The 22339-nt window shown below is 40.5% G+C and carries 23 protein-coding genes; 17 read left to right on the top strand and 6 right to left on the bottom strand.

The features are described from left to right. The first annotated feature begins 60 nt into the window (after positions 1-60). The 13 genes from pyrG (at position 61) to AC3WVG_RS02035 (ending at position 10590) form a co-directional block, all read left to right on the top strand. A complete protein-coding gene (gene pyrG / locus AC3WVG_RS02095; RefSeq protein ID WP_488796525.1) occupies positions 61-1698 on the top strand; it encodes a CTP synthase in 1638 nt (545 codons plus the stop codon). Positions 1699-1771: 73 nt separating this feature from the next. Beyond that, a complete protein-coding gene (gene kdsA, locus AC3WVG_RS02090; RefSeq protein WP_488796524.1) occupies positions 1772-2590 on the top strand; it encodes a 3-deoxy-8-phosphooctulonate synthase in 819 nt (272 codons plus the stop codon). Beyond that, the gene (locus AC3WVG_RS02085; protein ID WP_488796523.1) at positions 2580-3101 is read left to right on the top strand and encodes a KdsC family phosphatase; all 522 of its coding nucleotides are present in this window, start codon (positions 2580-2582) and stop codon (positions 3099-3101) included. The genes kdsA and AC3WVG_RS02085 overlap by 11 nt, the downstream gene beginning before the upstream one ends. After that, entirely contained in the window at positions 3102-3671 is a 570-nt protein-coding gene (lptC, locus tag AC3WVG_RS02080) for an LPS export ABC transporter periplasmic protein LptC (protein ID WP_488796522.1), read from the top strand. Continuing rightward, positions 3668-4210, top strand: a complete 543-nt coding sequence (locus AC3WVG_RS02075; protein WP_488796521.1) for an LptA/OstA family protein — start codon at positions 3668-3670, stop codon at positions 4208-4210. The genes lptC and AC3WVG_RS02075 overlap by 4 nt, the downstream gene beginning before the upstream one ends. Beyond that, positions 4210-4935 carry an LPS export ABC transporter ATP-binding protein gene (gene lptB / locus AC3WVG_RS02070; RefSeq protein ID WP_488796520.1) on the top strand — a complete coding sequence of 242 codons (726 nt, stop codon included), beginning with the start codon at positions 4210-4212 and terminating at the stop codon, positions 4933-4935. Before AC3WVG_RS02075 ends, lptB begins: the two co-directional genes overlap by 1 nt. Positions 4936-5099: 164 nt before the next feature. Beyond that, positions 5100-6551, top strand: coding sequence for an RNA polymerase factor sigma-54 (rpoN, locus tag AC3WVG_RS02065; protein WP_488796519.1), 1452 nt, complete (start codon positions 5100-5102; stop codon positions 6549-6551). Positions 6552-6705: 154 nt separating this feature from the next. After that, the gene (hpf, locus tag AC3WVG_RS02060; protein ID WP_488796518.1) at positions 6706-7251 is read left to right on the top strand and encodes a ribosome hibernation-promoting factor, HPF/YfiA family; all 546 of its coding nucleotides are present in this window, start codon (positions 6706-6708) and stop codon (positions 7249-7251) included. A 4-nt stretch (positions 7252-7255) separates the two neighbouring features. Next, complete coding sequence (locus AC3WVG_RS02055) at positions 7256-7705, top strand: PTS sugar transporter subunit IIA (RefSeq protein WP_488796517.1); 450 nt, start codon at positions 7256-7258, stop codon at positions 7703-7705. A gap of 56 nt (positions 7706-7761) precedes the next feature. After that, a complete protein-coding gene (rapZ, locus tag AC3WVG_RS02050) occupies positions 7762-8655 on the top strand; it encodes an RNase adapter RapZ (protein WP_488796516.1) in 894 nt (297 codons plus the stop codon). A 223-nt stretch (positions 8656-8878) separates the two neighbouring features. After that, the gene (locus AC3WVG_RS02045) at positions 8879-9295 is read left to right on the top strand and encodes a PTS sugar transporter subunit IIA (protein ID WP_488796515.1); all 417 of its coding nucleotides are present in this window, start codon (positions 8879-8881) and stop codon (positions 9293-9295) included. Between the two features lie 130 nt (positions 9296-9425). Further along, positions 9426-9890 (top strand): PTS sugar transporter subunit IIB, encoded by a 465-nt coding sequence (locus AC3WVG_RS02040; RefSeq protein WP_252380556.1) that lies wholly within the window; start codon positions 9426-9428, stop codon positions 9888-9890. 64 nt (positions 9891-9954) lie between these two features. Further along, positions 9955-10590 (top strand): hypothetical protein, encoded by a 636-nt coding sequence (locus tag AC3WVG_RS02035; RefSeq protein WP_488796514.1) that lies wholly within the window; start codon positions 9955-9957, stop codon positions 10588-10590. 318 nt (positions 10591-10908) lie between these two features. Here the strand turns inward: AC3WVG_RS02035 and AC3WVG_RS02030 are convergent, their stop codons facing one another. The 3 genes from AC3WVG_RS02030 to AC3WVG_RS02020 form a co-directional block, all read right to left on the bottom strand. Continuing rightward, a complete protein-coding gene (locus AC3WVG_RS02030; RefSeq protein WP_488796513.1) occupies positions 10909-11643 on the bottom strand; it encodes a 16S rRNA (uracil(1498)-N(3))-methyltransferase in 735 nt (244 codons plus the stop codon). A 35-nt stretch (positions 11644-11678) separates the two neighbouring features. Then, on the bottom strand, positions 11679-12758 hold the full coding sequence (gene gcvT / locus AC3WVG_RS02025) for a glycine cleavage system aminomethyltransferase GcvT (protein ID WP_488796512.1): 1080 nt from the start codon (positions 12756-12758) through the stop codon (positions 11679-11681). A gap of 79 nt (positions 12759-12837) precedes the next feature. Then, a complete protein-coding gene (locus tag AC3WVG_RS02020) occupies positions 12838-14550 on the bottom strand; it encodes a hypothetical protein (RefSeq protein WP_488796511.1) in 1713 nt (570 codons plus the stop codon). Between the two features lie 226 nt (positions 14551-14776). On the opposite strand from AC3WVG_RS02020, the gene AC3WVG_RS02015 reads away from it, so the two are divergent. The 3 genes from AC3WVG_RS02015 to AC3WVG_RS02005 all read left to right on the top strand — a co-directional run bounded on the left by AC3WVG_RS02015 (position 14777) and on the right by AC3WVG_RS02005 (position 17047). Further along, positions 14777-14986: a DUF6485 family protein gene (locus AC3WVG_RS02015; RefSeq protein WP_488796510.1), complete on the top strand. Its 210-nt coding sequence runs from the start codon at positions 14777-14779 to the stop codon at positions 14984-14986. Between the two features lie 6 nt (positions 14987-14992). Further along, complete coding sequence (locus AC3WVG_RS02010; RefSeq protein ID WP_488796509.1) at positions 14993-15946, top strand: GAF domain-containing protein; 954 nt, start codon at positions 14993-14995, stop codon at positions 15944-15946. 75 nt (positions 15947-16021) lie between these two features. Beyond that, on the top strand, positions 16022-17047 hold the full coding sequence (locus AC3WVG_RS02005) for a rod shape-determining protein (RefSeq protein ID WP_488796508.1): 1026 nt from the start codon (positions 16022-16024) through the stop codon (positions 17045-17047). Between the two features lie 73 nt (positions 17048-17120). Here AC3WVG_RS02005 and AC3WVG_RS02000 read toward each other — a convergent pair whose 3' ends face one another. Continuing rightward, positions 17121-17663, bottom strand: a complete 543-nt coding sequence (locus AC3WVG_RS02000) for an NUDIX hydrolase (RefSeq protein WP_488796507.1) — start codon at positions 17661-17663, stop codon at positions 17121-17123. Positions 17664-17944: 281 nt separating this feature from the next. Here AC3WVG_RS02000 and rimI point away from each other — a divergent pair, with 281 nt between their 5' ends. Continuing rightward, positions 17945-18400 (top strand): ribosomal protein S18-alanine N-acetyltransferase, encoded by a 456-nt coding sequence (gene rimI / locus AC3WVG_RS01995; protein ID WP_488796506.1) that lies wholly within the window; start codon positions 17945-17947, stop codon positions 18398-18400. 88 nt (positions 18401-18488) lie between these two features. On the opposite strand, the gene AC3WVG_RS01990 is transcribed toward rimI, so the two are convergent. Together AC3WVG_RS01990 and AC3WVG_RS01985 are read right to left on the bottom strand one after the other, a co-directional pair. Next, a complete protein-coding gene (locus AC3WVG_RS01990; RefSeq protein WP_488796505.1) occupies positions 18489-20963 on the bottom strand; it encodes a CHASE4 domain-containing protein in 2475 nt (824 codons plus the stop codon). Positions 20964-21552: 589 nt separating this feature from the next. After that, entirely contained in the window at positions 21553-22203 is a 651-nt protein-coding gene (locus tag AC3WVG_RS01985; protein ID WP_488796504.1) for an endonuclease III domain-containing protein, read from the bottom strand. Positions 22204-22339: the final 136 nt, after the last annotated feature.

Raw genomic sequence — 22339 nt, 5'->3', positions numbered from 1 at the left:
TTGTTTAATTTGTCTAATTGGTTAGATTGATTATAAAATTTAGGTAGCAGGCAGGTAATTATGAAAACAAAGTTTATTTTTGTCACTGGTGGTGTTTTGTCTTCTTTAGGTAAAGGCTTGGCTGCAGCGTCTCTGGGCGCTTTGCTGAAAGCCAGAGGTCTTAAAGTAACCATCCAGAAATTAGATCCTTATATCAATGTTGACCCCGGGACCATGAATCCATTTCAGCATGGCGAAGTCTATGTTACTGATGACGGAGCAGAGACTGATTTGGATCTCGGTCATTATGAGCGTTATCTTGATCAGCCTTTTAGTCAGATAAATAATTTTACTTCCGGGAGTATCTACTATTCTGTCATTACTAAAGAAAGGCGCGGAGATTACCTTGGAGGAACTGTTCAGGTAATTCCCCATATTACAGACGAGATTAAGAGTGCCATTTTGAGTGTGGCCCAAAATGATGAGGACGTGGCCATAATTGAGATTGGCGGAACAGTTGGTGATATTGAGGGCCAACCATTTTTAGAAGCCATCAGGCAGTTAAGAAATGATCTTGGAAAAGAAAATGTTTTATATATCCACTTGACCTTGGTGCCTTATATTCGTGCAGCCGGCGAGCTTAAGACTAAACCTACCCAGCACAGTGTCAAGGAACTTAGAAGTATTGGTATCCAGCCGGACATTATTCTTTGCCGGTCTGAAGTGGATTTAACTGACGAAATTAAGGCCAAGATCGCACTGTTTTGCAACGTTGACCAAGATGCAGTGTTTACGGCCATAGATGTTGAAAATATTTATGAGGTTCCTTTGGCGTTATATGAAGAGGGCATTGATCAGAAAGTAGCTATTCTCCTACGTTTGCCCGCTAAGAATCCTAACCTGCAGAAGTGGAAAGAGTTGGTGTATAAGATCCGTCATCCCAAGGGCAGAGTGTGCATTGGAATAGTTGGCAAGTATGTGGACTTGAAAGAGTCATACAAAAGCTTACATGAAGCCTTGGTTCACGGTGGTGTGGCGAATGATCGGGCTGTGGATCTTAAGTATATAAATGCTGAAGAACTTACTCCTGAGAATGTTGCCGAAAGGCTTAACGATGTAGACGGTATATTGGTGCCCGGCGGTTTTGGCTCAAGAGGGGTAGAGGGAAAAATTTTGGCTATCAAATTCGCTCGTGAGAACAAAATTCCTTTTTTTGGCATTTGTCTGGGTATGCAATGCGCAGTTATTGAGTTTGCTCGCAATGTATTAGGTCTTGAAGGGGCCAATTCTGAAGAGTTTGATGCAACTACCCCCTATCCGGTCATCTATTTGATGAAGGAATGGTATGATTTTCGGAATAAAACAGTTCAGAAAAGGCAGGCAGACAGTGAAAAAGGCGGAACCATGCGTCTTGGGGCCTACCCTTGCGTGTTAAAGTCAGGGACCAAGGCCTTCGAAGCCTATCAAGTACCTGAAATTATGGAAAGGCATCGACACCGCTATGAATTCAATAAAGAGTTTGCTCAGGAGTTTGAGCAAGGAGGGATGATTATCAGTGGTCTCTCTCCAGATGAGACCCTGGTGGAGATCGTGGAGATTCCTGACCATCCTTGGTTTGTGGGCTGTCAATTTCATCCGGAATTTAAATCCAATCCCATGCATGCCCACCCTCTATTCCGGGAGTTTATCCGCGCTGCATTGCTGAAAAGGAGTGCGTAGACTCAATAAACTCAATAAACTCAAGGGCAGGCATCGCGCCATGGGCGGGACCTGCCCTTATAAGACAAACCCAATGAACTCAATAAACTCGAATCTATTTGAAAATAGCCGGCAGTCGCTGTTTTTCATAGCCGGTCCCTGTGTTCTTGAGAGTCTAGACTTGGCTCTTAAGGTTGGTCTGAGGTTGGCTAGGATAGCGCAGAAGTTGGGCGTAACTGTGGTCTTTAAAAGTTCTTTTGATAAGGCGAACCGGACATCCATCAAGAGTTTCAGAGGCCCGGGGCTAGAGACAGGTCTTGACTGGCTTATGAAAATAAAAGGCGAAACAGGTCTGCCCATACTTACAGATATCCATACTCCTGATCAGGCTGAACCGGTGGCAGAAGTAGTGGATGTCATTCAAATACCAGCTTTTTTATGCCGGCAGACCGATCTTCTTGTGGCCGCAGCCCGTACGGACAGGATTGTTAATGTAAAAAAAGGTCAGTTTGTCGCCCCATGGGATATGGAGCAGGTAGTCGAGAAAATAAAACAGAGTGGTAATGATAAAATCTGGCTTACAGAAAGGGGCTCCAGTTTCGGGTATAATAATCTTGTAGTTGATTTTCGGTCTCTGCCCATAATGCAACAATTTGGCTTTCCAGTAATTTTTGATGCAACCCACTCGGTTCAGCTTCCCGGGGGCAAAGGCAGTTGTTCCGGAGGGCAACGGGAATTTGTTCCTGCTCTGGCCCGGGCTGCTGTTGCTGCCGGGTGCAATGGAGTGTTTATGGAAGTACATCCCGACCCAGACCATGCCCTGTGTGATGGTCCAAATTCTTGGCCATTAGATAATGCCTTATTTTTATTTAAAAAATTACTCAGTCTTTGGAGGAGCTGTTATGTTGGCTGAAGCTTTGGCCAGAGAGGTAAAACTACTCATTTTGGATGTGGACGGCGTATTAACTGATGGCGGACTCTACTATGACATGCACGGTCAGGTGATGAAACGGTTTAATGTCCAAGATGGCTTAGGTATTAAGTTGGCTCAGGCTGCGGGTTTGGATATAGCCGTTATATCAGGCCTGGACTCACCTATTGTAGAACACAGGGTCAAAGAACTAGGCATCCTTGATTACTATCCTGGTTTTCAGGATAAGTTGCCTAAATTGGAGGAACTAAAGTTTAAGAAGGGGATTGAGTATAGCCAGATGGCCTTTCTTGGCGATGACTGGGTGGATGCTAAGCCCATGCAATTGGTTGGCTTGCCAATGGCTGTGGATAATGCCAGACCGGAAATCAAGGCCTTGGCCAAATGGATAAGTACTGTCACAGGAGGTCATGGGGCTGTGCGTGAGGCCATTGATTTTTTGCTCACCTGTCAGGGCAAGAAGGAAGATTTGTGGAAGAATTGGACTCTATAGATGCTGAAAAAAATAATTCCCTTTTTTTTTATAGGCTTGTTCCTGGTGCTCTTTATCTGGCGCTGGCCGTTTAGCTTTACGCCCGATAGACTAAAAAATAAAAATGATCTGGCAGTTGACCTTTCGCTGCAAGGTATTGTCCTCAAACAGGGAAGAGATGGACAGGTCATTTGGGAATTAAAGGCCAAAAAAGGAACTTATAGTGAAAAGAATAAAGAAATTTTTTTAGACGAACCAAGAATAATCTATTATTTAGGGCAGTATAGGAAAAAGCTAAGTATTTTGGCACCGCTGGGCAAGGTTAATCAGCAGAAGGATCAAGCTGAGCTCTGGCCGCAAATTACAATTTTTTATCAGGATTTGACGGTGAAGGCTGAAAGGGCCGAGTATCGTGGGAGGTCTAGGAAAATATTTTTACTGGGAAAAGTTGAGTTAGTTAAAAGAGATATGAGCATTAGAGCTGAGAATGCAGTTATTGATCTGGATGAGGAAACCATTGAGGCTACCGGCAGGGTGAAGACAGTCGTTTTAAGGCAAAAGGCAAAAGCAGAGGAGATTATGAGAAGATGAAAAAACAAATTATTTGCCTTGTATATATATTTCTTTGTCTAAGTTCTGTATTATGGGCGAAGGAAATAAAAAAAGAGACGCCCACAAAAATTACCTCAGATAAGATGATTTATCAAAGCAAGACAAACAAGGTGATCTTTGAAGGCGATGTCTATGTCTGGCGGCAAGATTTTGAACTCTGGGCGGATAAGCTTTTTGTGTATTTCAAGGCAAAAAAAGAGACAGGGTCTAAGGTGCAAGGCTCAACTCAGGAACTGTTCGGGCCGGATTCTGGTGATATTGACAAGATTGTGGCCGAAGGCCGAGTGCATTTTATACGCCAGGATAAAAAGGGGGAATGTGCCAGAATTACTTATGACCCAAAAACAGAAGAGATCAAAATGGAAGGAAATCCAAGACTTATAGAAGGAAAGAACGAGATTTGTGGTCAAGTTATCATTTTGAACCTTAAAGATAACACCTCTGAAGTCATAGGTAACTCCAAACAAAGAGTTCAGGCTATATTTTTTACTCCCCCTAAGAAAGTTGGGAGCCATTAATGTCTGTTGAATTGAGAGCTCTGGATTTGCATAAGCAGTACGGAATGCGCGAAGTTGTGCGGGGCATTTCTTTGAGCCTGAAGCAAGGTGAGGTGGTAGGACTTTTGGGACCTAATGGAGCCGGCAAGACCACAACTTTTTATATGTTGGTAGGTATAATCGCTCCAAGCAAGGGGCATGTATATGTAGACAATAAGGAAATAACCAATTTGTCTTTACCAAAAAGAGCAAAACTTGGTCTTAGCTACTTGCCTCAGGAAAGTTCCGTATTTAAAAAATTAACTGTATTGGAAAATTTGAAACTTATTTTGGAATATACTCCACTAAGCACTAGGGAACAGGGACAAAAGGCCCAGCAACTAATGCAAGAATTGGGCATTCAGAAATTGGCAAGTCAAAAGGCTTCTTTTTTATCTGGCGGAGAGAGAAGAAGATTAGAGATTGCCCGGGCCCTGATCCAGGATCCTAAATTTATGCTTCTTGATGAACCATTTGCGGGCATAGATCCCATTGCTGTTGATGATATTCAGAAAATAATTTTGCGTTTGAAAAAAAAGAACATTGGTGTGCTTATTTCAGACCACAATGTCCGTGAGACATTGCGTATTTGTGATCGGGCTTATTTAGTCTATGACGGGCAGGTAATTTTGAATGGAACCCCAGAGGAAATTATTGCTGATTCAAGGGCCCGAAGAGTCTATCTGGGAGAATCTTTTTGCCTTTAGGTTTTAAGTTGATTTTTTGTCATTTACACTAACTATTATCTTGGGTAGATTAACAGAACGTAAACAATTCGTAGTTTGCGTATGAAAATATGAACTTGAAAACGAGTATTGCACTACTATTCACTTAAATAAACAAATAACATCCATCGGTTACGCACGATATTATGGCACTTGAGTTAAGACAGCAACTAAAGCTCTCTCAGCAGCTAGTCATGACACCGCAATTGCAGCAAGCAATTAAATTGTTGCAATTGTCCAGAGTGGAGCTTGTCGAGGTAGTTCAGAAGGAACTATTGGAGAATCCCATGTTGGAAGAGGCAGATCCTGAGGTTGCCTTGGAAGATGACAGTGAACTTTTAAAAAAGAATGACCAGCTGTCTGAACTCAATGTGGAAGAAAAGGAGTTGGTTAAAAGCGCTGATTGGGAAGACTATCTTGGTCAATTTTCCAGCGCTTCCAAACAAGCTCTGGCAAGGGAAGTAGAGGTTCCAGAAGAGGTCCAGTCTCTTGAAGCAAGATATGCTACCAAGCCATCTCTGGAAGGTCACTTACTCTGGCAATTGCACTTGTCTGACTTTACCGAAGAGGAAATGGAAATCGGGGAAGAAATAATTGGCAATCTTGATTCCAGGGGATATCTGGCCGCTTCTGTTGAAGAAATAGCCGAGACACTAGGTGTGCAGATAAAACAGGTAGAAGAGGTGCTGAGGCGAATTCAACGATTTGATCCTGTTGGGGTAGCAGCAAGAAGTCCACAGGAATGTCTGCTGGTGCAGTTGGAAGCGTATGGTGAAACAGATCCAATATTAGTTAGTTTGGTTAAAGATCATCTGGAAGACATTGAAAAGAGAAGGTTCGCTCCTTTACTGAAGAAATTTAAGATCAGTAAAGAGTTGATGAAGGAATATCTGGACTTGTTACAACGTTTGGATCCATATCCTGGATCGAGTTATGGTGGAGAAGATGTAGTTTATATTAGTCCGGATGTATTTGTATATAAGTATGAAGATGATTTTGTAATTGTTTTAAATGATGAAGGCCTGCCTAAACTACAGTTGAGCCCCTATTATACTGGAGATTTAAATTTAAGTCGCGGTAGGAAAAAGAGCAATATAAGCGCTGATGAAGAATATATGCAGGAAAAGATGCGTTCAGCCATGTGGTTGATGAAGAGTTTGCATCAAAGACAGAGTACCTTGTATAAGGTTATGGAGAGCATTGTTCGCTTTCAGCGTGATTTTTTTGAGCACGGAGTAAGTAAATTAAAGCCCCTTATTTTAAGAGATGTGGCTGAAGATATTAATATGCATGAATCTACAGTAAGCAGGATTACTACGAATAAGTATGTAGCTACTCCGCATGGTATTTTTGAGCTAAAATTTTTCTTTAACAGTGGATTATCCACAGATGATGGTAGTCAGGTAGGGTCTGAGAGTATAAAAGCAGCGATTAAGAAGATAATTGAGTCCGAAGATCCGAAAAAGCCTTTGAGCGATGAAGCTATTGCCAAAAAATTAAAAGAGGAAATTGATGTCAATATTGCCCGTCGGACAGTGGCCAAATATAGGGCAGCTTTAAATATCCCTTCCTCTTCGAGGCGGAAGAAAATTTTTTAGTAAGTTATGTAGTGTTTATAACACGGGCTTTATGGAGTTTGTAGTTGGTTGTCTTTATTGATGTGTCTACAAAAAAAAGGTTATTTTTATAACTTGATTGGACCCCGCCATAGCGGGATAATAAACCCAATAAACACCAAAAGGGGGGCTATTTATGAAGATTAAGTTTAATTTCAAAAATTTTGAACCTTCTGAACATTTAAAAAAATATGCCCGGACAAGATTGGAAAAGATATCTAAATATATAATTGATAGTGAAAATGCTGAATTGCAAGTCAATCTGGAAGTGGAAAAGTTCAGGCATATTGCGGAAGTAATTTTGACTGGAAAAAATTTACATATTTCTGCTAATGAAGAAAGCGAAGATATGTACTCAAGTATAGATTTAATTGTAGATAAAATTGAAGCTCAAGTCAAAAAAATTAGGGACAAAGAAAAGGACAGATATAAAAAGAAAAAAGGAAAGTCTGTCCGTATGGATGTCATTAGTTTCAGCCAGAGCGAATCCGGTCAAAAAGAACCTGTTATTGTTCAGACAGATCAATATGAGCCAAAACCAATGTCAGTTGAAGAAGCAGCAATGCAACTGGATACTTTAAACTATGATTTTTTAGTTTTTCTTAATGCAGACACAGAAAGAGTAAATGTTATTTATAGACGGAAAAATGGTGATTTTGGCCTAATAGATCCAGGGATTTAATGAAATGAAGTTAGTTCATTACTTAGATGAGGACTTAATCATTCCAAACCTTACAGCCAGGACTAAATCTGAGGTCCTGGCTGAACTTATATCTCCATTGGCAGCCAAATTTACTTTTATTGATAAAGCTCACGTACATGAAGTCTTACTTGACCGAGAGAAATTGGGCACCACGGGGATTGGAGACGGGGTTGCTATTCCCCACGGCAAACTGGAAAATCTCGAAGATGTACTTTTGGTTGCCGGTCGAAGTCTTGAGGGGGTTGACTTTGATGCCCTAGACCATAAGCCAGTACATATCTTTTTTATGTTACTTGCTCCGGAAAAGAGCGCAGGCAAGCATCTTAAGGTTCTGGCTTTTGTGTCCAGACTTCTTCAAGACGTCACTTTTAAGGAGTCTTTTTTAGGAGCAAGGGACAAGCAGGAGCTATGGAGTTTTTTAAGTTCTGTTTAATCTATTTGTAGAGATTAAGGTTCAGAAATTCAAAACTCAGAACCCAGATTAACACATTGTCTAAAAATAGAAATTTTCCAATTATAATTATTACCGGTTTATCCGGGGCAGGGAAGAGTACTGTTTTAAAGGTTTTCGAAGACCTCGGATTTTTTAGTATTGACGGTCTGCCTGTCAGCCTGGTTCGATCATTAATCGACCTCTTTGTTAAAGAAAATCCCAAGGATTACCGAGGGCTGGCTTTAGGCATGGATTTGCGTCAGCAGGATTTTATCCAGCAGTGGGCAACGGTCAGGGATAGCTTGCAAAAAGATTGTCCTGCCTGGCAGTCGCATATGCTAATTTTTTTAGAAGCCTCTATTCCGGTTCTTGTTCGTCGCTATGCCACTACCAGACGGCCTCATCCGCTGGCGGGGCAAAATCTAGGCCTGGAAGATGCTTTGAAAAAAGAAAAGAGCATTTTAGAACCATTGCGCCAGGATGCTGACCTTGTTATTGATACTTCCAGTTATTCCATTCACGATTTAAGGCGGGTTATCCAGGAAAAGTGGGAGTGTCTGGAGCAGTCATGTTCAGGAATGAGAGTGCATCTGATCTCATTCGGATTCAAATATGGTGTACCTTTGGAAGCAGACATGGTATTTGATCTCCGCTTTTTACCCAATCCTTATTTTCAACCAGAACTGCGTCCATTGTCCGGGCAGGATCAGGTCGTGGCAGAGTTTGTTTTGCGACGGGATCCGGCTCCTTTCTTTATGGATCAGTTCAAGTCATTTTTGGGCTTTGTTGTTCCCTTATATGCCCAGGAAGGTCGATACAGGCTAACTTTGGCCATGGGTTGTACCGGGGGTAGACACCGTTCTGTGGCGGTCACAGAAGAAATATATAAGTTTTTAGAAGACAAGGGCTTTATGGTGTCGATTGAACATCGGCATCTGGAGCTGGGTTAAAGGCAGAAAAGGCGTCAAGATATGTGAGTTGTGACAGCGCTCTCGGAAGAAGAAGTGGGGAGACCAAGAAAAAATGGAAGATAAGATGGGTTGAAAGTGAAAGTGATGTAATGAGAAGGCTTATCCTCCAGATTTCCTATTTTTTGCTGCTGGTTGTTGGATAAAAAGCTCAAAGCTGGAAGAAATTTTGAAATATCAGCTACGAGCTAAATAAGGGAAAGCAATGATTGGAATCGTTCTAGTAACGCATGGCGATTTTGGTGTTGGGTTGATTGAAGCAGCCCAGATGATTTTAGGAGACGTGAAAGCCTGCAAAAGTATTGGCATTGACGTCTCCAAACCTATGGATGTTATCCTTGAAGAGTTAAAAGACACTGTCCAGGCTTTGGATGCTGGTAAGGGAATATTGATTTTAACTGATATGTTTGGTGGCACTCCGACCAATTTAAGCCTATCTCTTTTGGGGGTAAAAAAGTTAGAAGTCATTACCGGGGTCAATTTGCCTATGCTCTTAAAGGCTTTGAGTAGTAGGGAGCTTCCCTTGGAGAAATTGGCTGCTGAGGTTAAATCAGCTGGTAGACAGGGGATTGTTGTTGCCGGAGAAGTATTGAAAAGGCCTGTGAGTAACCAAAAAGGTTGAGAGAAGATAGACTAAGAGAGAAAAAATAACTTTTATTGACATCTTGTGACCTTTCACGGACACAACTTTTCACCTCTTGGCCTTTTTACTTCTTTGATATTTTACCTTTTAACTTTTTTGTTATACGAAAATGCTTTGGGTGCGTATAGATAATCGTCTGGTACATGGTCAGGTTATTGAAACTTGGCTTCCATATACTAAGGCCAGGGTTATGATAGTGGTAAATGATGATTTGGCAGCAGATCCTTTGCGACAAGAAATAGTGAAATTGGCTATCCCACAGGAAGTGGAGATTATTTTTTCGTCTATTGAGGATTCTTTAGCTTACGTGAAAAATAGGTTTGAGAGCCAGGAAGGATCGGTTTTTATTTTATTTGCTACCTGTGAAGACGCCCGCATGGCCTATGAAAAAGGCCTAGATTTTGACTCTTTAAACGTTGGTAATCTCCACTATGGACCAGGTAAGAAACAGGTCTGTGCGCATATTGCCTTGAGCCAGGAAGATATCTCTTGCTTGAAGTTTTTTACCAAAAAGGGAGTTAAACTTGATTTTCGCTGCGTACCGCATAAACCTGTGCAGGTGAGTGAATGGTAGAACTATCTTTATTATCTACTCATAACATTGTTTTTTTGGGGAGTTTTTTTTTGCCATCTTTTCCTTGTTTAGGTTTGCTCTGAATTTTGGTTTTGTTGATCGGCCTCTGTTTGCTGCGCTTTTTTGGTCTTACATTACTGGTGAGTGGTCTGTAAGTCTTAATCTGGCTATATTTTTTGAGCTGTTTTGGCTTGATTTATTTCCAGCCGGGACTTTTATCCCTCCACAGTCCTTATTTTCTACTTTTGCAAGTATAACCTTGATTCATATTTTGAATCTTAATTTAATAGAAGAGATTTTTCTGGCTATGATTCTGACTATACCTTTGGCCTTGTTTGGATCTTGGCTAGAAGGACGACAAAGGGAGTGGCAGAATAAAAGTTATAACCAGTTACTAAAGCGTTGCAGACGAGGATACCAGAATGAGAATAAATTTTGCCCGGGAAAATTAATTTCAGGGTCTATCCTTCAGATTTTAATCATAAATATTGTTTTTGCTTATCTTTCTATCCACTTCCTTATTTTTGTTTATGAAAAGATTACCCCCATTTTGCCAAGGAGTTCTTTTTTGTCCTGGCCTTACTTATGGATTTTTGCCAGCATTGGGGGGATTCTTAGTCTTCGCATTCGCAGAGCTTACGCGGTATTTTTTACCGGGGTTCTTACGGCTGGAGCTTATTTGATATTTAAGAGCTTGTAGCCAAACCTTTTTATCAACTTAATTTTCATGGTTTTGTTAGTCTTGATTTCTTTCATGCTGGTGCAAATGCCTGGACCCACTATAGCTTGCTTGCGGGCAGAGCATAATGGGGCTTTTGGGATAAATGATTATTCTTTTTATTGTCGATAGTTATGGGAAATACTCCCTGATATCTAGCTTGGTCATCCCGATGCTCTGCTTATCCGCAAGCTTTGCCAAGATGGTTTACTCAGCCCTTTGCAATGCATTCAAGAAACCAGGATTTCTAATCTCTGGTAGTCAAAATGGAGTTTGGCCATAGCCTCTTAAAGATTTTGGCTAAACACCAGAGAGAGGGTTCGAGTTTTCAAGTTCGAGATAATGTAGACTGAGACAGACGATAGCGGCTGTTTCCCAGCGTAGGATAGATGTACCCAGGGAAAAAGTCTTAAATCCATTTTGGGCCAATTCTTTTACTTCAGTTGCGCTTAATCCCCCTTCAGGGCCTATAACAACCAGATTTTTTTCTTCTTTGCATATATCCTGACCGGTTATAAGGTTTTCTGGGGGACATTTTTCCCATAAAACGATTTTTTGTTTAAAATTTTGGGCGTAATGGATTAATTCCGAAAGACCGGATAGGTTCAAAATTTCAGGCAGCCAGGGATTTTGGCACTGTTTGGCTGCGGCAATAAGCCTGTTCCTCCAGTTTTCCTTTGGTGTCTGCCCGGGCCGGCCCTGGCTGAACTCTCCTGGCCAAAAGATTATTTTCCAGGCCTTGAGCTCCACAGCTTTTTCCAAAATCCATGATCTGCGGGTTGACCTGGTCCAGCCTATAGCCAGGTAGAGTTTTTTGTTGGGCTTGTCTTTAGACCATATTTTAACTGGCTGTAAATAAGCCTTTCTTTTTTTAACCTGCTCAAGTTCGAATAAGCCGAGCCGACCCTGACCGTCCAGTACTTTAATAGTTGTCCCCGGTTTTGCGCGCAAGACTTTGATTAGATGAACGGCCTCCTGTCCTTCTAGAAGATATGGGGGTTTCCAGTATTGGGGGGCAAGGAAGAATGTGTGCATTAACGTCTTGCTGAGGGGCTCAAAATTTTGAGTCCCTACAATTTAATTCTGGCTGTTCCCTGTTTGTAAAAAGGGAGTTCTGTCTTCTCTGCGTTAAGTTCTGTCCTAACCCCTTTGATAATATACTCATTTTTATCAGCAAAGTCTTTATGAACATAGGCTAGGGCGATGCAAAAGCCTAAAGACGGTGCAAAGGAACCGCTAGTTACCTGACCGACCTTTTCTCCCGCATAAAAGACCTCATCGCCATGCCTTGCACTCCTGCGGCCAGGGATTTTTAGAGGGATAAGTTTTTCTCTGACATCATTTACCTTGTCTCGCCCAATATAGTTGGCCTCGGATTTGAGCATAAAACCATACCCGGCTTCTACTGGTGTATGATACTGATCCAGATCCTGGCCATAAAGGGGCAGGCCTGCTTCCAGGCGCAATGTATCTCTGGCTCCTAAACCAGCCGGTTGAACCAGCTTATTTTCTAAAAGTGTAGTCCAGAGGCTTTCAGCCTTGTCCCAGGGCAGATAAAATTCATAGCCTAGTTCACCAGTATAACCGGTTCGACTGACTATAAGGTTATATCCATTAAAGCTAACCTGGCGGAAATTAAAGTAGCCAAGGGAGCGCCATTGTCCCGGGATAGTTTCTTCCAAAACATCAATGGACTTAGGGCCTTGAAGGTCAATTTTTGCCAGATCAAGGGAGAGATTGGTTATATCCACATTTTGGGGCAGATGGGACTTTATCCACTCAAAGTCAGAGTCAATACAGGCTCCATTGACCACGAGCATAAACTTGTGCTCTTCCAAGCGATAGACAATGAGATCATCCAAAACTCCGCCATTTTCATTGAGCATAAAGCCGTAACGACACTTACCTGGAGTCAATGTTTTTAAATCATGAGTCAAAATATTGCTTAAGGCTTGCTCTGCTTGATCGCCGCTGATAATAAATTCTCCCATATGGGAAATGTCAAATATGGATGCAGATACTCGGGTGTGTTTATGTTCGGCCATTATCCCGGAGTATTGGACTGGCATTTCCCAGCCTGCAAATGGTACCATTTTGGCTTTATTATCTTTGTGCCATTGATTTAAAGGGGTAGTTAATAAATCGTTCATTTGTTCCTCCAGAGATATAAGTCTAAGAATACTGACAAATAGGTAGAGTAAAAGGGGTAGGCATGACCATCCCTCAGCTTTATGTTTGTTTGGTTTTGCGGATGGATTTTAATTCATCCACCAGTGCAACCAAGCGCCCGTATAATTTTTTTATTTTTTGACCATACTCTGATAATTCTTCGTCTTTTTTCTTAATATATCTCTTTAACAAGTATGAATCATTTAATATGCTCTCAGCTATAAATATAGTTCTAAAGATTAGTTCGTCAAAGTAATTAACAACTTCAAATTTTAATTCATTGAGAATGTTATTTACCATCTCTAGCATTTGGAGGTAATTTATGCGTTGATTATTATATCTCCTCTTTTTAAGATCCTCGAGTATTTTTACTTTTCTGGCTTGCTGGATATAACTATATTTTTCCCAGACCTCTTGATAAAGTGAATGATGTTCATTAAATTTATCAAAAAGATCAGAGTTTAAGAGATAGTTATCTAAAACCTTGACCACATTAGCGTAAAACTCATCAGAATATCCAATAATTCGTCGTTGATGTTTGTTTAGCCAAGCGTATAAAAATTTGAGTCTTTTTTCATGTGTTTCTGTATTCTCTACAATTTCTCGCTTGTATTTAATCCTGCCAATAAATTCACCTTTAACTATATCATTGAGCTTCAGAGTCATTGAGTAAGTATCTTTGATTATATTAACTGAACTGCAGATTTCTGTCGTATATGGGTTGATTAGTTCTTGGCGAAGAACAGAGAGTGCCCTGTCTTCACGAACATTATTGGGGTCATATTTGTGTTGACGGTAAATAACACGAATCAAGACAACTTTATTTTCCGGATCAACAAAATAACCTTTCTCTTTAAGAAAGGTCAGAGTATCTTTTTTGGTCGTCTCAACTTTAACCAAGGCAATTTTTTCTACTCGGGGATAAAATTTATTTTTAGGGTCGGCATACAGGGTGGTGATTGTTCTATCGGATTGCCCTAGGACACGAATGAGAAAAGTTTCTCCTAATTTAAATAATCTTCGTGCAAATAGGGCAGCGGATGTTCTTCTCTCCGAGACTATAGGAAATCCATATAATTCCATCAAAAATTGATAAACAAAATTTCTGTTTAGCTCATATTTTACGTTGTCATTCGCTTTGAATTTTTTAATTCTTAACCCAAATCTTTTTAGTTCTGTATCTAAATCGGAAGGGAAAGAAGCATAGATGCCAGCAAGGTAAAAGTTATTATTGGCATCCAGAGCCATGACATGGCCTCGGTCCATTTGCAAAATATATTTAAAAAGTAGTCCGTAATTTTTTAAATCGGCTATATCTTTTTGGGAAAAATCAAATTTAAACTGTTCATGTAAATTTTTGGGTAATTTATTTAGAAAAGCGTTTAGATTATTGTAATGGATGGTTTCTGGTAAAGGGCAAGCGTCATTCTGATCAATAATATTTTTTTCATAGAGGGTATGTATGATATCGAATTGAAAGATTTCGTTAAAGTAATCTATTGCTCTGGAAAAGGCCACGAGGCTAAAACCAGGTAGATGTTCGAATTCATATAAGTCAGTTTCAAATGAGGGTAAGAGATCTCTGGGGTCAACCAATGGATAGTCTTTAGTTTCTATATATGGTTTTAAGAGGCAGGATTTAATATGGACGATATCGAGATATTTTTTTAAAGTTAAAATATTATCAACTTTAAATCTGGGAAGAGGAGTTGTGGGATCAGACCAGTGAATATCATTCACATTGAGGAAAAAATCTTCCCATTTTGGGTTCATTTATAGCCCTTTAATTTGTCAGTTTATTAAAAAATGATAAAAATATATTTTAAAAAAAGAAACACATTCAAATCCTTAATAAATAAGCAATTAAAACTAACACTATTTTTAAAAAATATCAACAGTTATGAATAGAGAGAAGGTGTTGACACGCGAGGGCTCTATTCTTTAGAAAGAAATAGAATTAATTGGCGAAATGAAAAGTTAAAAGAAGGGGAAGTGTGTTATGCAAAAAATTGATAAATGTCCGCGGGCGAAGATCAATGCTAAATATTGCACCTGTACTTACCCCGGTTGCTCCAAACATGGTTTGTGTTGTGAATGTCTGCATTATCACCGTCAGCGCGGGGAGCTTCCGGCCTGTTTCTTTACTGAGGAAGAGGAGAAAACATATAATCGAAGCTTGGAGTTTTATTTCCAACGCCATTTTAAATAGCTTTATATGAAAAATCATTGCCTGGACAGCATATTAGGCATTATATGCAGTGTTTTTGATGCCTACTCGGCTGTTCTTTTTTTGAAAAGTTCAGGCTCTCGTTATGCCGTGGCATCTTATTTCAGTCTAGGCGATAATATTAGTCTGCACACGAAGATTAAACCGGGCACAGGCTTGGTGGGGTGGATAATTCGTAATAATAAACCGCTTTTGATTAATAAATTTGACAGGAATGCAGGGTGTTTAGGTTATTACGATACCAAAGGGGAATCAAAAATCAAGGCCTTTATGGGCTGTCCTTTATCCAGAGGATTGGGCGCCCTATGCCTGGACAGTAAGAAGACTTACTCCTTTAGTGAAAAGGATCAAAAGATTTTACATCAATTTGCCAAGTTGATAGAGTCTATAATAGTCGATTTCAGTCGATTAGACTTAAATGTAAGAAAACAAAATTATTATCATTTTTTAAGTATAGTTTATGAGCTCAGAGAAAAATATCCCCGTTGGAGACATTTTTTGGAAAAGTTGCTTAACGTCTTGTCCGAGGCTAGTGGGTTTGAATATGCTTTTTTGGTTGTGCGGGATGAACTCGGGAAGGGCTTTTTCCTGGAGGGTTGGAATAAAAAGATAGGGGATTTAAGTACTGAGCGAAAGTTTAGTATTGATACAGGGCTTCTGGGCTGGGTCTTTAAAAATGGTTCGGCTATATTTTCTGGCGATCAAACTGCTCCGAAAGGTCTTTCTTTATTGGGTAAAGATGTAAATACCAGTCAGTTTAAAGCAATTATCTGTTTACCTCTAATTGTTCATAAAAAGACTAGGGGGGTGCTAGTCTTGGCTGACTTGCACCTTGTTGCCATTAATGAAGAGCTGAAGATTTTTGTTCAAATGGTTGCTGAATACCTGGCCTTGTTTTTGGAAAATTTGTATTTGAAAAGTAGGTTAAGCCAGATGGTTTAACTGGTAGAGTGGTTTAGTAGTTGAGTGGGGAAGTAGAGCGATTGATATCAATAGCAACTCAAGGTGATAAATTTTATGTTTTTAAAAAGATTTTTTGGTTTTTTTGGTAAAAGCCTGGCCATGGATCTGGGAACGGCCAACACTCTACTATATACTCCTAAGGACGGAATTGTTCTCAATGAACCATCTGTAGTGGCTATTGACAGCCGTGATGAAAAAATTTTGGCTGTTGGTAAAGAGGCCAAAGAATTTTTAGGGAGGACTCCGCAGCGTATTACTGCTATACGACCTTTAAAAGATGGTGTCATCGCTGATTTTGAGGTGACAAAAACTATGATCACCTACTTTATGCGCAAGGTCATCAGTGGCCTGAATCTTGTTAAGCCAAAGGCTGTAATTTGTGTGCCAACGGGGATAACTCAGGTTGAAAAAAGAGCAGTGATAGAGTCCGGCCTGCAGTCAGGGGCCAGAGAAGTAAAGCTAGTGGAGGAGCCAATGGCTGCGGCTATTGGGGCTGGGCTTCCTATTGACCAACCTGTTGGCAATATGGTCGTTGATATTGGCGGAGGAACTACTGAAGTCGCGGTTATTTCTCTTTCTGCTGTGGCCTATGCAGAGTCTGTTCGTGTGGCGGGCGATGAAATGAATGAGGCCATCCAGCGTTATATACAAGATCAATTTCAGCTCCTGATTGGGGAAAACATGGCTGAAGATGTAAAGATTAAAATAGGCTCAGCCTATCCCCTGCAAGAGTCTTTAACTTATAGAGTTTCCGGGAAGAATCTGGTTAATGGTAATCCCAAGTCCATAGAAATTACAGATGGACATATCCGAGAGGCGATCCAGGAACCAGTGAACACTATTGTTTTGGCTGTGCGCAGGGCACTTGAAAAAACACCACCGGAATTGGTGTCAGATGTGGCTACTAATGGCTTGCTTTTAGCCGGAGGCGGGGCCTTGTTAAAAGGGCTAGATATACTGATTGCTAAAGAAATGCAGATAAAAGTGAGAATTGATGAAGACCCCCTGACCACAGTTGTCAGAGGTACAGGCATAGCCCTGGTGAATGAGAAAAAATATGCTCAAGTCTATATTAACTAAGGCTTATAGGAGAAAAAAGTTAATTTTTTCTATTTTTTTACCTTATCCCTGTGATAGTTTGATGAGTCAGGTTTTATCTGGGGAATATCAATCCTTTTTGCCAAAAATAGACAACTCCCGGGGTTAAAAGTTCAGGGAACTCTTTGACCATTGTTGAAAGTTCCTCAGCGTCAACAAATTGGCCGTACTCAACCTCGCTAGGGTCTGGGCTGGGAGTGTCTAAAATTTTTCCCGCGGAAAACAAGTAGACAAACTCGTTGTGTGTCTCTTTTGTCCCTTTTAGGGTGTATATAAGTTTTAGTTGTCGTGGTACTATTCCCACTTCCTCCTTGAGCTCTCTAAGGGCTGCATCTTCAGCTGCTTCTCCTGCCTTTACGTGACCGGTGGCAGAAAGATCCCATCTGCCAGGATAGAGATTTTTGTCGCGATGCCTTTTTTGTAAAAAGACTTTGCCTTCCTGATTATAGACCAGAACCAGCACAGAGCGATGAAAAAGTCCCTGGCGGTGGACTTCATTTCGGGACAGAACAGCTATGGGGTTGTTGTTTTTGTCCACAACTTCTATTCGTTCCTGTCCCGGGATAAATTCGTTTTTATTTTGAGAAGCAGAAAACATAAAAGTTACATCCTGTGTTCGTTACAAGTATAAAGTAAATAATTGCTTAATGCGGAATGACTAAAATTTCAAGTAACGGTGTATACTTGGCAGTTAGAACTCATACCTTTTTACAGTTGGCATAACTCCATGATTATCAATATGTTAATCTTATGTAATGAGATAATTCAAAAATATTTGCAGGGGGGCGAGTGGAAGGAGTTTGATGCTAAGGAATTAAGATGAAGTAGTCTCTGAAACAACTTTAATAAACCTGTGAATTAAACAAGTTGATTGATCGAATGGAAGAAAAAATTTTAAAATTGACTGCAAAAGATCTTGCCGAATTGGTGGCTCTTGAACGTCTTTGTTTTGCTACGCCTTGGACGGAAAAACAGTTCAGGCTTTGTTTGTCTCAGGACCACTTCTATGTTTTTGGCCTTAAATCCGGCGGTCGTTTGTTGGCCTATATTTCATTTTTTTTAGTTGGTGAAGAGATGGAGATTTTAAATTTGGCTGTTCATCCTAAAAAAAGAAGGCAGGGGCTAGGGACAAAACTGCTTTGTACGGCCTTAAATTTTTTTCGTCGAAAAAATGGCAAAAAAGTATTTCTTGAAGTCAGACCATCAAATGTGGCCGCCTTAAATCTTTATAAACGTGCTGGGTTTATAAAGGCAGGTCTAAGAAAAAATTACTATCCTGATAATGGAGAAGATGCCTTGGTAATGGTTCTGGAAATCACAAATAGAGGCATTTAAAGGTAAATTTATCCTTTAATATAGTGTGTCAATGCGCACGATTAAAATCGTGAGCTGGTACTATCCGTACAAACCTTCGCTTTTCATATTATATCTTTTTTCTAGACGAAAAGATTATTTCATTTAAGGTTTTGCTTATTTCTTCCAGTTTGTAGGGTTTTACTAATAATCCCTTAAAACCGTATTTCCTAAAATTTGCCATTACCGGATCATTTGCATATCCACTGGAAGCAATAGCTTTTGCTTCAGGATCGAATTCCAGTAGCTTTTCAACCGCTTCTTTTCCTCCCATTCCTCCAGGTATGGTCAGGTCCATAATAACTGCGTCAAAAGGACGACCTTTATGCTTGGCCGCCTTATACAGCTCAAGCATTTGCTTTCCATCACATGCAGATTCAGCATCATATCCTAAAAATGTTAGGCTCTCCATGGAAACTGCCCTTATGGCATCCTCATCATCCATGATCAGCACTCTGGGATTACCTTTATTATGACTTACGATTTTTGGCCCGGCCTGAGGAGAGCTCTTTTCGTCAGACGCAGGAAGATAAATTGTGAATGTTGTACCAATATTCAGCTCCGATTCCACTTCAATATGGCCACCATGCTTCTGTATGATTGAACGTGATATGGCAAGGCCAAGACCACTCCCTTTCTCCTTCGTAGTAAAATAGGGGTCAAAGATTCTGGGCAGGTATTTTGGGGAGATACCAATTCCATTGTCTTGAACCATTATCTTGATATATTTTCCTTGAGGTAAGGGCTGAGGAGCTTTGGCATCCTTTATAAAATTTTCACATCTTATGGTTATGAGGCCTCCTTCCGGCATGGCTTGATTGGCATTGAACACAAGGTTTTGGATTACCTGGCTTATCTGGCCCTTATCAACCTCAGCAGGCCAAAGATTATCTGGTATCTCAAACTCGCAGCTTATATTACTTCCGGAGAGTATAAATTTGGCCGAATCCTGTATTAAATCCGCAATAGAAGCACTTTCTTTGATGGGTTCACCCCCCTTTGAAAAGGTAAGCAGTTGTTGGGTCAAAGCCCTTGCTTGGGCGCATCCACTTTCAGCCGCAGATAATAGGTTGTATGCTTTATCTTTTGGACTGATATGCATCCTTGAGAGTTCGATATTGCTGAGTATCGCCGTTAAAATATTATTAAAGTCGTGGGCAATTCCGCCAGCCAAGACACCAAGGGACTCTAATCTACGAATTTTTTCTGTTTCTTCTTTTATCTTATTTTGTTCAGTAATATCGTGGGCAACGTAGATTAGCCCGAGAAAATTATCTTCTCCATCACAATAGGGGGACACAATTATATGAAAAAGAGCCTTGCGACCGTCAGGATATGAAAGCCATTCCTCAAAACTTACTGGTACACCAGTATCTAAAACTTGTTGATCCTTTTCTTTAAATAGATTGATTATCTTTTTATTATTGGGAAATAGGTCTGGATCAGAAGCACCAAAAATTTTACTTTCGTCGCATCCAGTAAACTTGATAAAAGCATCATTACACAAGACATACTTGAGGTCTCTAGACTTTGCAAAAATAAGGTCAGGGATTGAATTTATTAATTTTTTCATGAGAGCATGTGCATTTTTCAAGTCAGCAGTGCGTTTGTTTACGAGTTTTTCGATTTTGGTTGTCCGTCGACGATTTTCAAGCACATAGTTTATGAACCATAAGAAGAGAGTAGTCCCTACAAGGGTAACGGCCGCGGAGACTGAAAGCGATACTAACCCGGCTGCTGCCCGACCTTGTGCCATTATGTCACGGGGAAGTTCTGCTTTAATCAGAAGGCCCGGGTGTCCTCTTAGATCAGGTAACATACCATAAGCCAATAAAAGGTTCTCTTTTGGGGCCTGAGATACAAAATTCCCCTGAGCAAGACGTGCTAGTATGGCTTGGTCTTCTTGGCTGAGATTTTCTTTAGTGCAGTCTTTAATAGAAAAATTAATCAAGGTTTGTTTCCTCAGAGAGTCAAGTAAACTTTTATTTAAAAACTTTCCCATAATAAGGAATCCCTTGATTGGTCCCTCTCCTGAACTTTTAACAATAGGCTTGGAGCCAATCAGCATTGGTCCTTTGGAGGTAAGGACAATTCCTTCAAGATCGTTTTTTGATTTGTCAGATTTGAAATAATTTTTATCAAGAAAGGTCTCGGGGAACTCCCTTAGCTTTATAAGACCTTGATCCGGCATATATATTTTGCCCCATACAACCTGGCCGTTAAGTTTGCAGATATATATGAGGTTAATTCCTGTACTCTCATAAAGACCTTGTTCCTCCAGGTTTGATTTTATGTAAGCTTCATTGCGGTCTTGCACAAAGTGATAAGTATCATCCCATTGTGCCCAATCTGAGGCCATCTGGGCAACATGATGAATTTCCCGTCGGATTGCGTCTGTAACGCGCGAGACATCCTTTTTGGCTTGATTTAGCTCCAGAGATGAAAATTTTGGCAGTATAACAATGTGTTGAAGGGCATAGTTTCCCAGGCCGTAAACCATAATAAGAGATACTAGAAACAGGATACATTTTTTTACCGTATGCATAGGCGAATTACATTATTTTTCTAGATAATTTGTACTCATACCGTGTTTCAAATTTTATTATCCTCAGTGCTATTCTTATGAAGGCCAAATGTGGCTATGAAGACAAATCAATGGCCAGATGTCAGGACGATGAGTTACCCTTACAAGTCCGGAATTGTATGTGTCTAAGACAAAGTGCGCCGGGCTACTTGTGAGGATAACAGCTAGAAATAGCAAACAAATTTTATATCGAATCTTGTATTTTTACAACTCGAATTAATAGGCGAAAATATCTAACACCTTGTATTTGTTGTTTTTAACAAATGTGTCTTTCATTTAAGAGGTGCCAGCTCGTTTCAAAAATGCTCTGAACGCAACAGAGAACCCTTCCTGTCCAAAAGTAGATACAACAAGGTGTGCCTTAAGCTTCAAGCGTGCGTACTGGATCTTTGAAGACCAGCAGGTGGATGGTCTTTTAACTTATCGCATGGGTGATATTAGCCAGACTGTCAGAGACAGGGCATGCTGTCCCGGACTGGGCTCTATGAGTATAAAAAGATTAAAGGAGGAAGGCGGTTATGGGATGGGGCAGATTGAAGTTGGTGGCTGTCTAGTCCAAAAATTGGGCCAGGGGGCAGTCAGAACAATGAGATTTTTTCTTCAGGCACCACTTTTTGGCTGTGCGTACTATCAGGGCATGAAATTCGTTATAAAGTTGTACGTCCGGGGGTAGGACATCCATAAAAAACGAACGCAATTCTTCATAAGTTACATCCTCCACCACTAGGCCGTGACGGTTGAACATTCTTCTGGTGTAGGCGTCAACCACAAAAGAGGGTTTCTCCAGAGCATATAGGAGGATGCTGTCTGCGGTTTCCGGGCCAATTCCACTTACCTGCAATAATTTTGGCCTCAGCTCCTGCATGTCCTGTTTTTTGAGCATGTCGAAGTTTAAATCACACTCATAATATAAGAAGCTGAGAAAATTTTTTAGTCTTTTAGTCTTGATTCGGAAGTAGCCAGCCGGACGGATTAGCTGGGCCAGTTTTTGCTCGGATAGAGTGTAGAGTTTGTGGGGGGTAAGTAAATTTTCCTGTTTTAGATTAAAAATAGCCTTTTCTACATTTTGCCAATTAGTGTTTTGGGTTAAAATTGCGCCCACAGCTACTTCAAAAGGGGTCTCTCCCGGCCACCAGTAGCTTGGCCCAAGCGAGCTAGACAAGGCGCTGAAGATATTTAAAAGAAGAGTCTGTCGGTCCATTTATCCTGCTTGTCTCGTTTTAAAGGTATTAACTCAACTTTCTGACACGACTAACATCCTCAAATTACTACACAATTGAATAGTGCATTTTTTGAAATGCATTACAAACGGGTTGGGTAACACATCTTGGCGAAGA

This window comes from Desulfovulcanus sp. (assembly GCF_982781345.1).
The sequence above is the reverse complement of the archived record's forward strand: the minus strand, read 5'-3'. Positions and strand labels throughout refer to the sequence as shown.

Excerpts from the sequence above, each read along its gene's own strand:
- pyrG (WP_488796525.1), top strand. The coding sequence starts at position 61 with ATGAAAACAAAGTTTATTTTTGTCACTGGTGGTGTTTTGTCTTCTTTA.
- kdsA (WP_488796524.1), top strand. The coding sequence starts at position 1,772 with ATGAACTCAATAAACTCGAATCTATTTGAAAATAGCCGGCAGTCGCTG.
- AC3WVG_RS02085 (WP_488796523.1), top strand. The coding sequence starts at position 2,580 with ATGTTGGCTGAAGCTTTGGCCAGAGAGGTAAAACTACTCATTTTGGAT.
- lptC (WP_488796522.1), top strand. The coding sequence starts at position 3,102 with ATGCTGAAAAAAATAATTCCCTTTTTTTTTATAGGCTTGTTCCTGGTG.
- AC3WVG_RS02075 (WP_488796521.1), top strand. The coding sequence starts at position 3,668 with ATGAAAAAACAAATTATTTGCCTTGTATATATATTTCTTTGTCTAAGT.
- lptB (WP_488796520.1), top strand. The coding sequence starts at position 4,210 with ATGTCTGTTGAATTGAGAGCTCTGGATTTGCATAAGCAGTACGGAATG.
- rpoN (WP_488796519.1), top strand. The coding sequence starts at position 5,100 with ATGGCACTTGAGTTAAGACAGCAACTAAAGCTCTCTCAGCAGCTAGTC.
- hpf (WP_488796518.1), top strand. The coding sequence starts at position 6,706 with ATGAAGATTAAGTTTAATTTCAAAAATTTTGAACCTTCTGAACATTTA.
- AC3WVG_RS02055 (WP_488796517.1), top strand. The coding sequence starts at position 7,256 with ATGAAGTTAGTTCATTACTTAGATGAGGACTTAATCATTCCAAACCTT.
- AC3WVG_RS02045 (WP_488796515.1), top strand. The coding sequence starts at position 8,879 with ATGATTGGAATCGTTCTAGTAACGCATGGCGATTTTGGTGTTGGGTTG.
- AC3WVG_RS02040 (WP_252380556.1), top strand. The coding sequence starts at position 9,426 with ATGCTTTGGGTGCGTATAGATAATCGTCTGGTACATGGTCAGGTTATT.
- AC3WVG_RS02030 (WP_488796513.1), bottom strand. The coding sequence starts at position 11,643 with ATGCACACATTCTTCCTTGCCCCCCAATACTGGAAACCCCCATATCTT.
- gcvT (WP_488796512.1), bottom strand. The coding sequence starts at position 12,758 with ATGAACGATTTATTAACTACCCCTTTAAATCAATGGCACAAAGATAAT.
- AC3WVG_RS02020 (WP_488796511.1), bottom strand. The coding sequence starts at position 14,550 with ATGAACCCAAAATGGGAAGATTTTTTCCTCAATGTGAATGATATTCAC.
- AC3WVG_RS02015 (WP_488796510.1), top strand. The coding sequence starts at position 14,777 with ATGCAAAAAATTGATAAATGTCCGCGGGCGAAGATCAATGCTAAATAT.
- AC3WVG_RS02010 (WP_488796509.1), top strand. The coding sequence starts at position 14,993 with ATGAAAAATCATTGCCTGGACAGCATATTAGGCATTATATGCAGTGTT.
- AC3WVG_RS02005 (WP_488796508.1), top strand. The coding sequence starts at position 16,022 with ATGTTTTTAAAAAGATTTTTTGGTTTTTTTGGTAAAAGCCTGGCCATG.
- AC3WVG_RS02000 (WP_488796507.1), bottom strand. The coding sequence starts at position 17,663 with ATGTTTTCTGCTTCTCAAAATAAAAACGAATTTATCCCGGGACAGGAA.
- rimI (WP_488796506.1), top strand. The coding sequence starts at position 17,945 with ATGGAAGAAAAAATTTTAAAATTGACTGCAAAAGATCTTGCCGAATTG.
- AC3WVG_RS01990 (WP_488796505.1), bottom strand. The coding sequence starts at position 20,963 with ATGCATACGGTAAAAAAATGTATCCTGTTTCTAGTATCTCTTATTATG.
- AC3WVG_RS01985 (WP_488796504.1), bottom strand. The coding sequence starts at position 22,203 with ATGGACCGACAGACTCTTCTTTTAAATATCTTCAGCGCCTTGTCTAGC.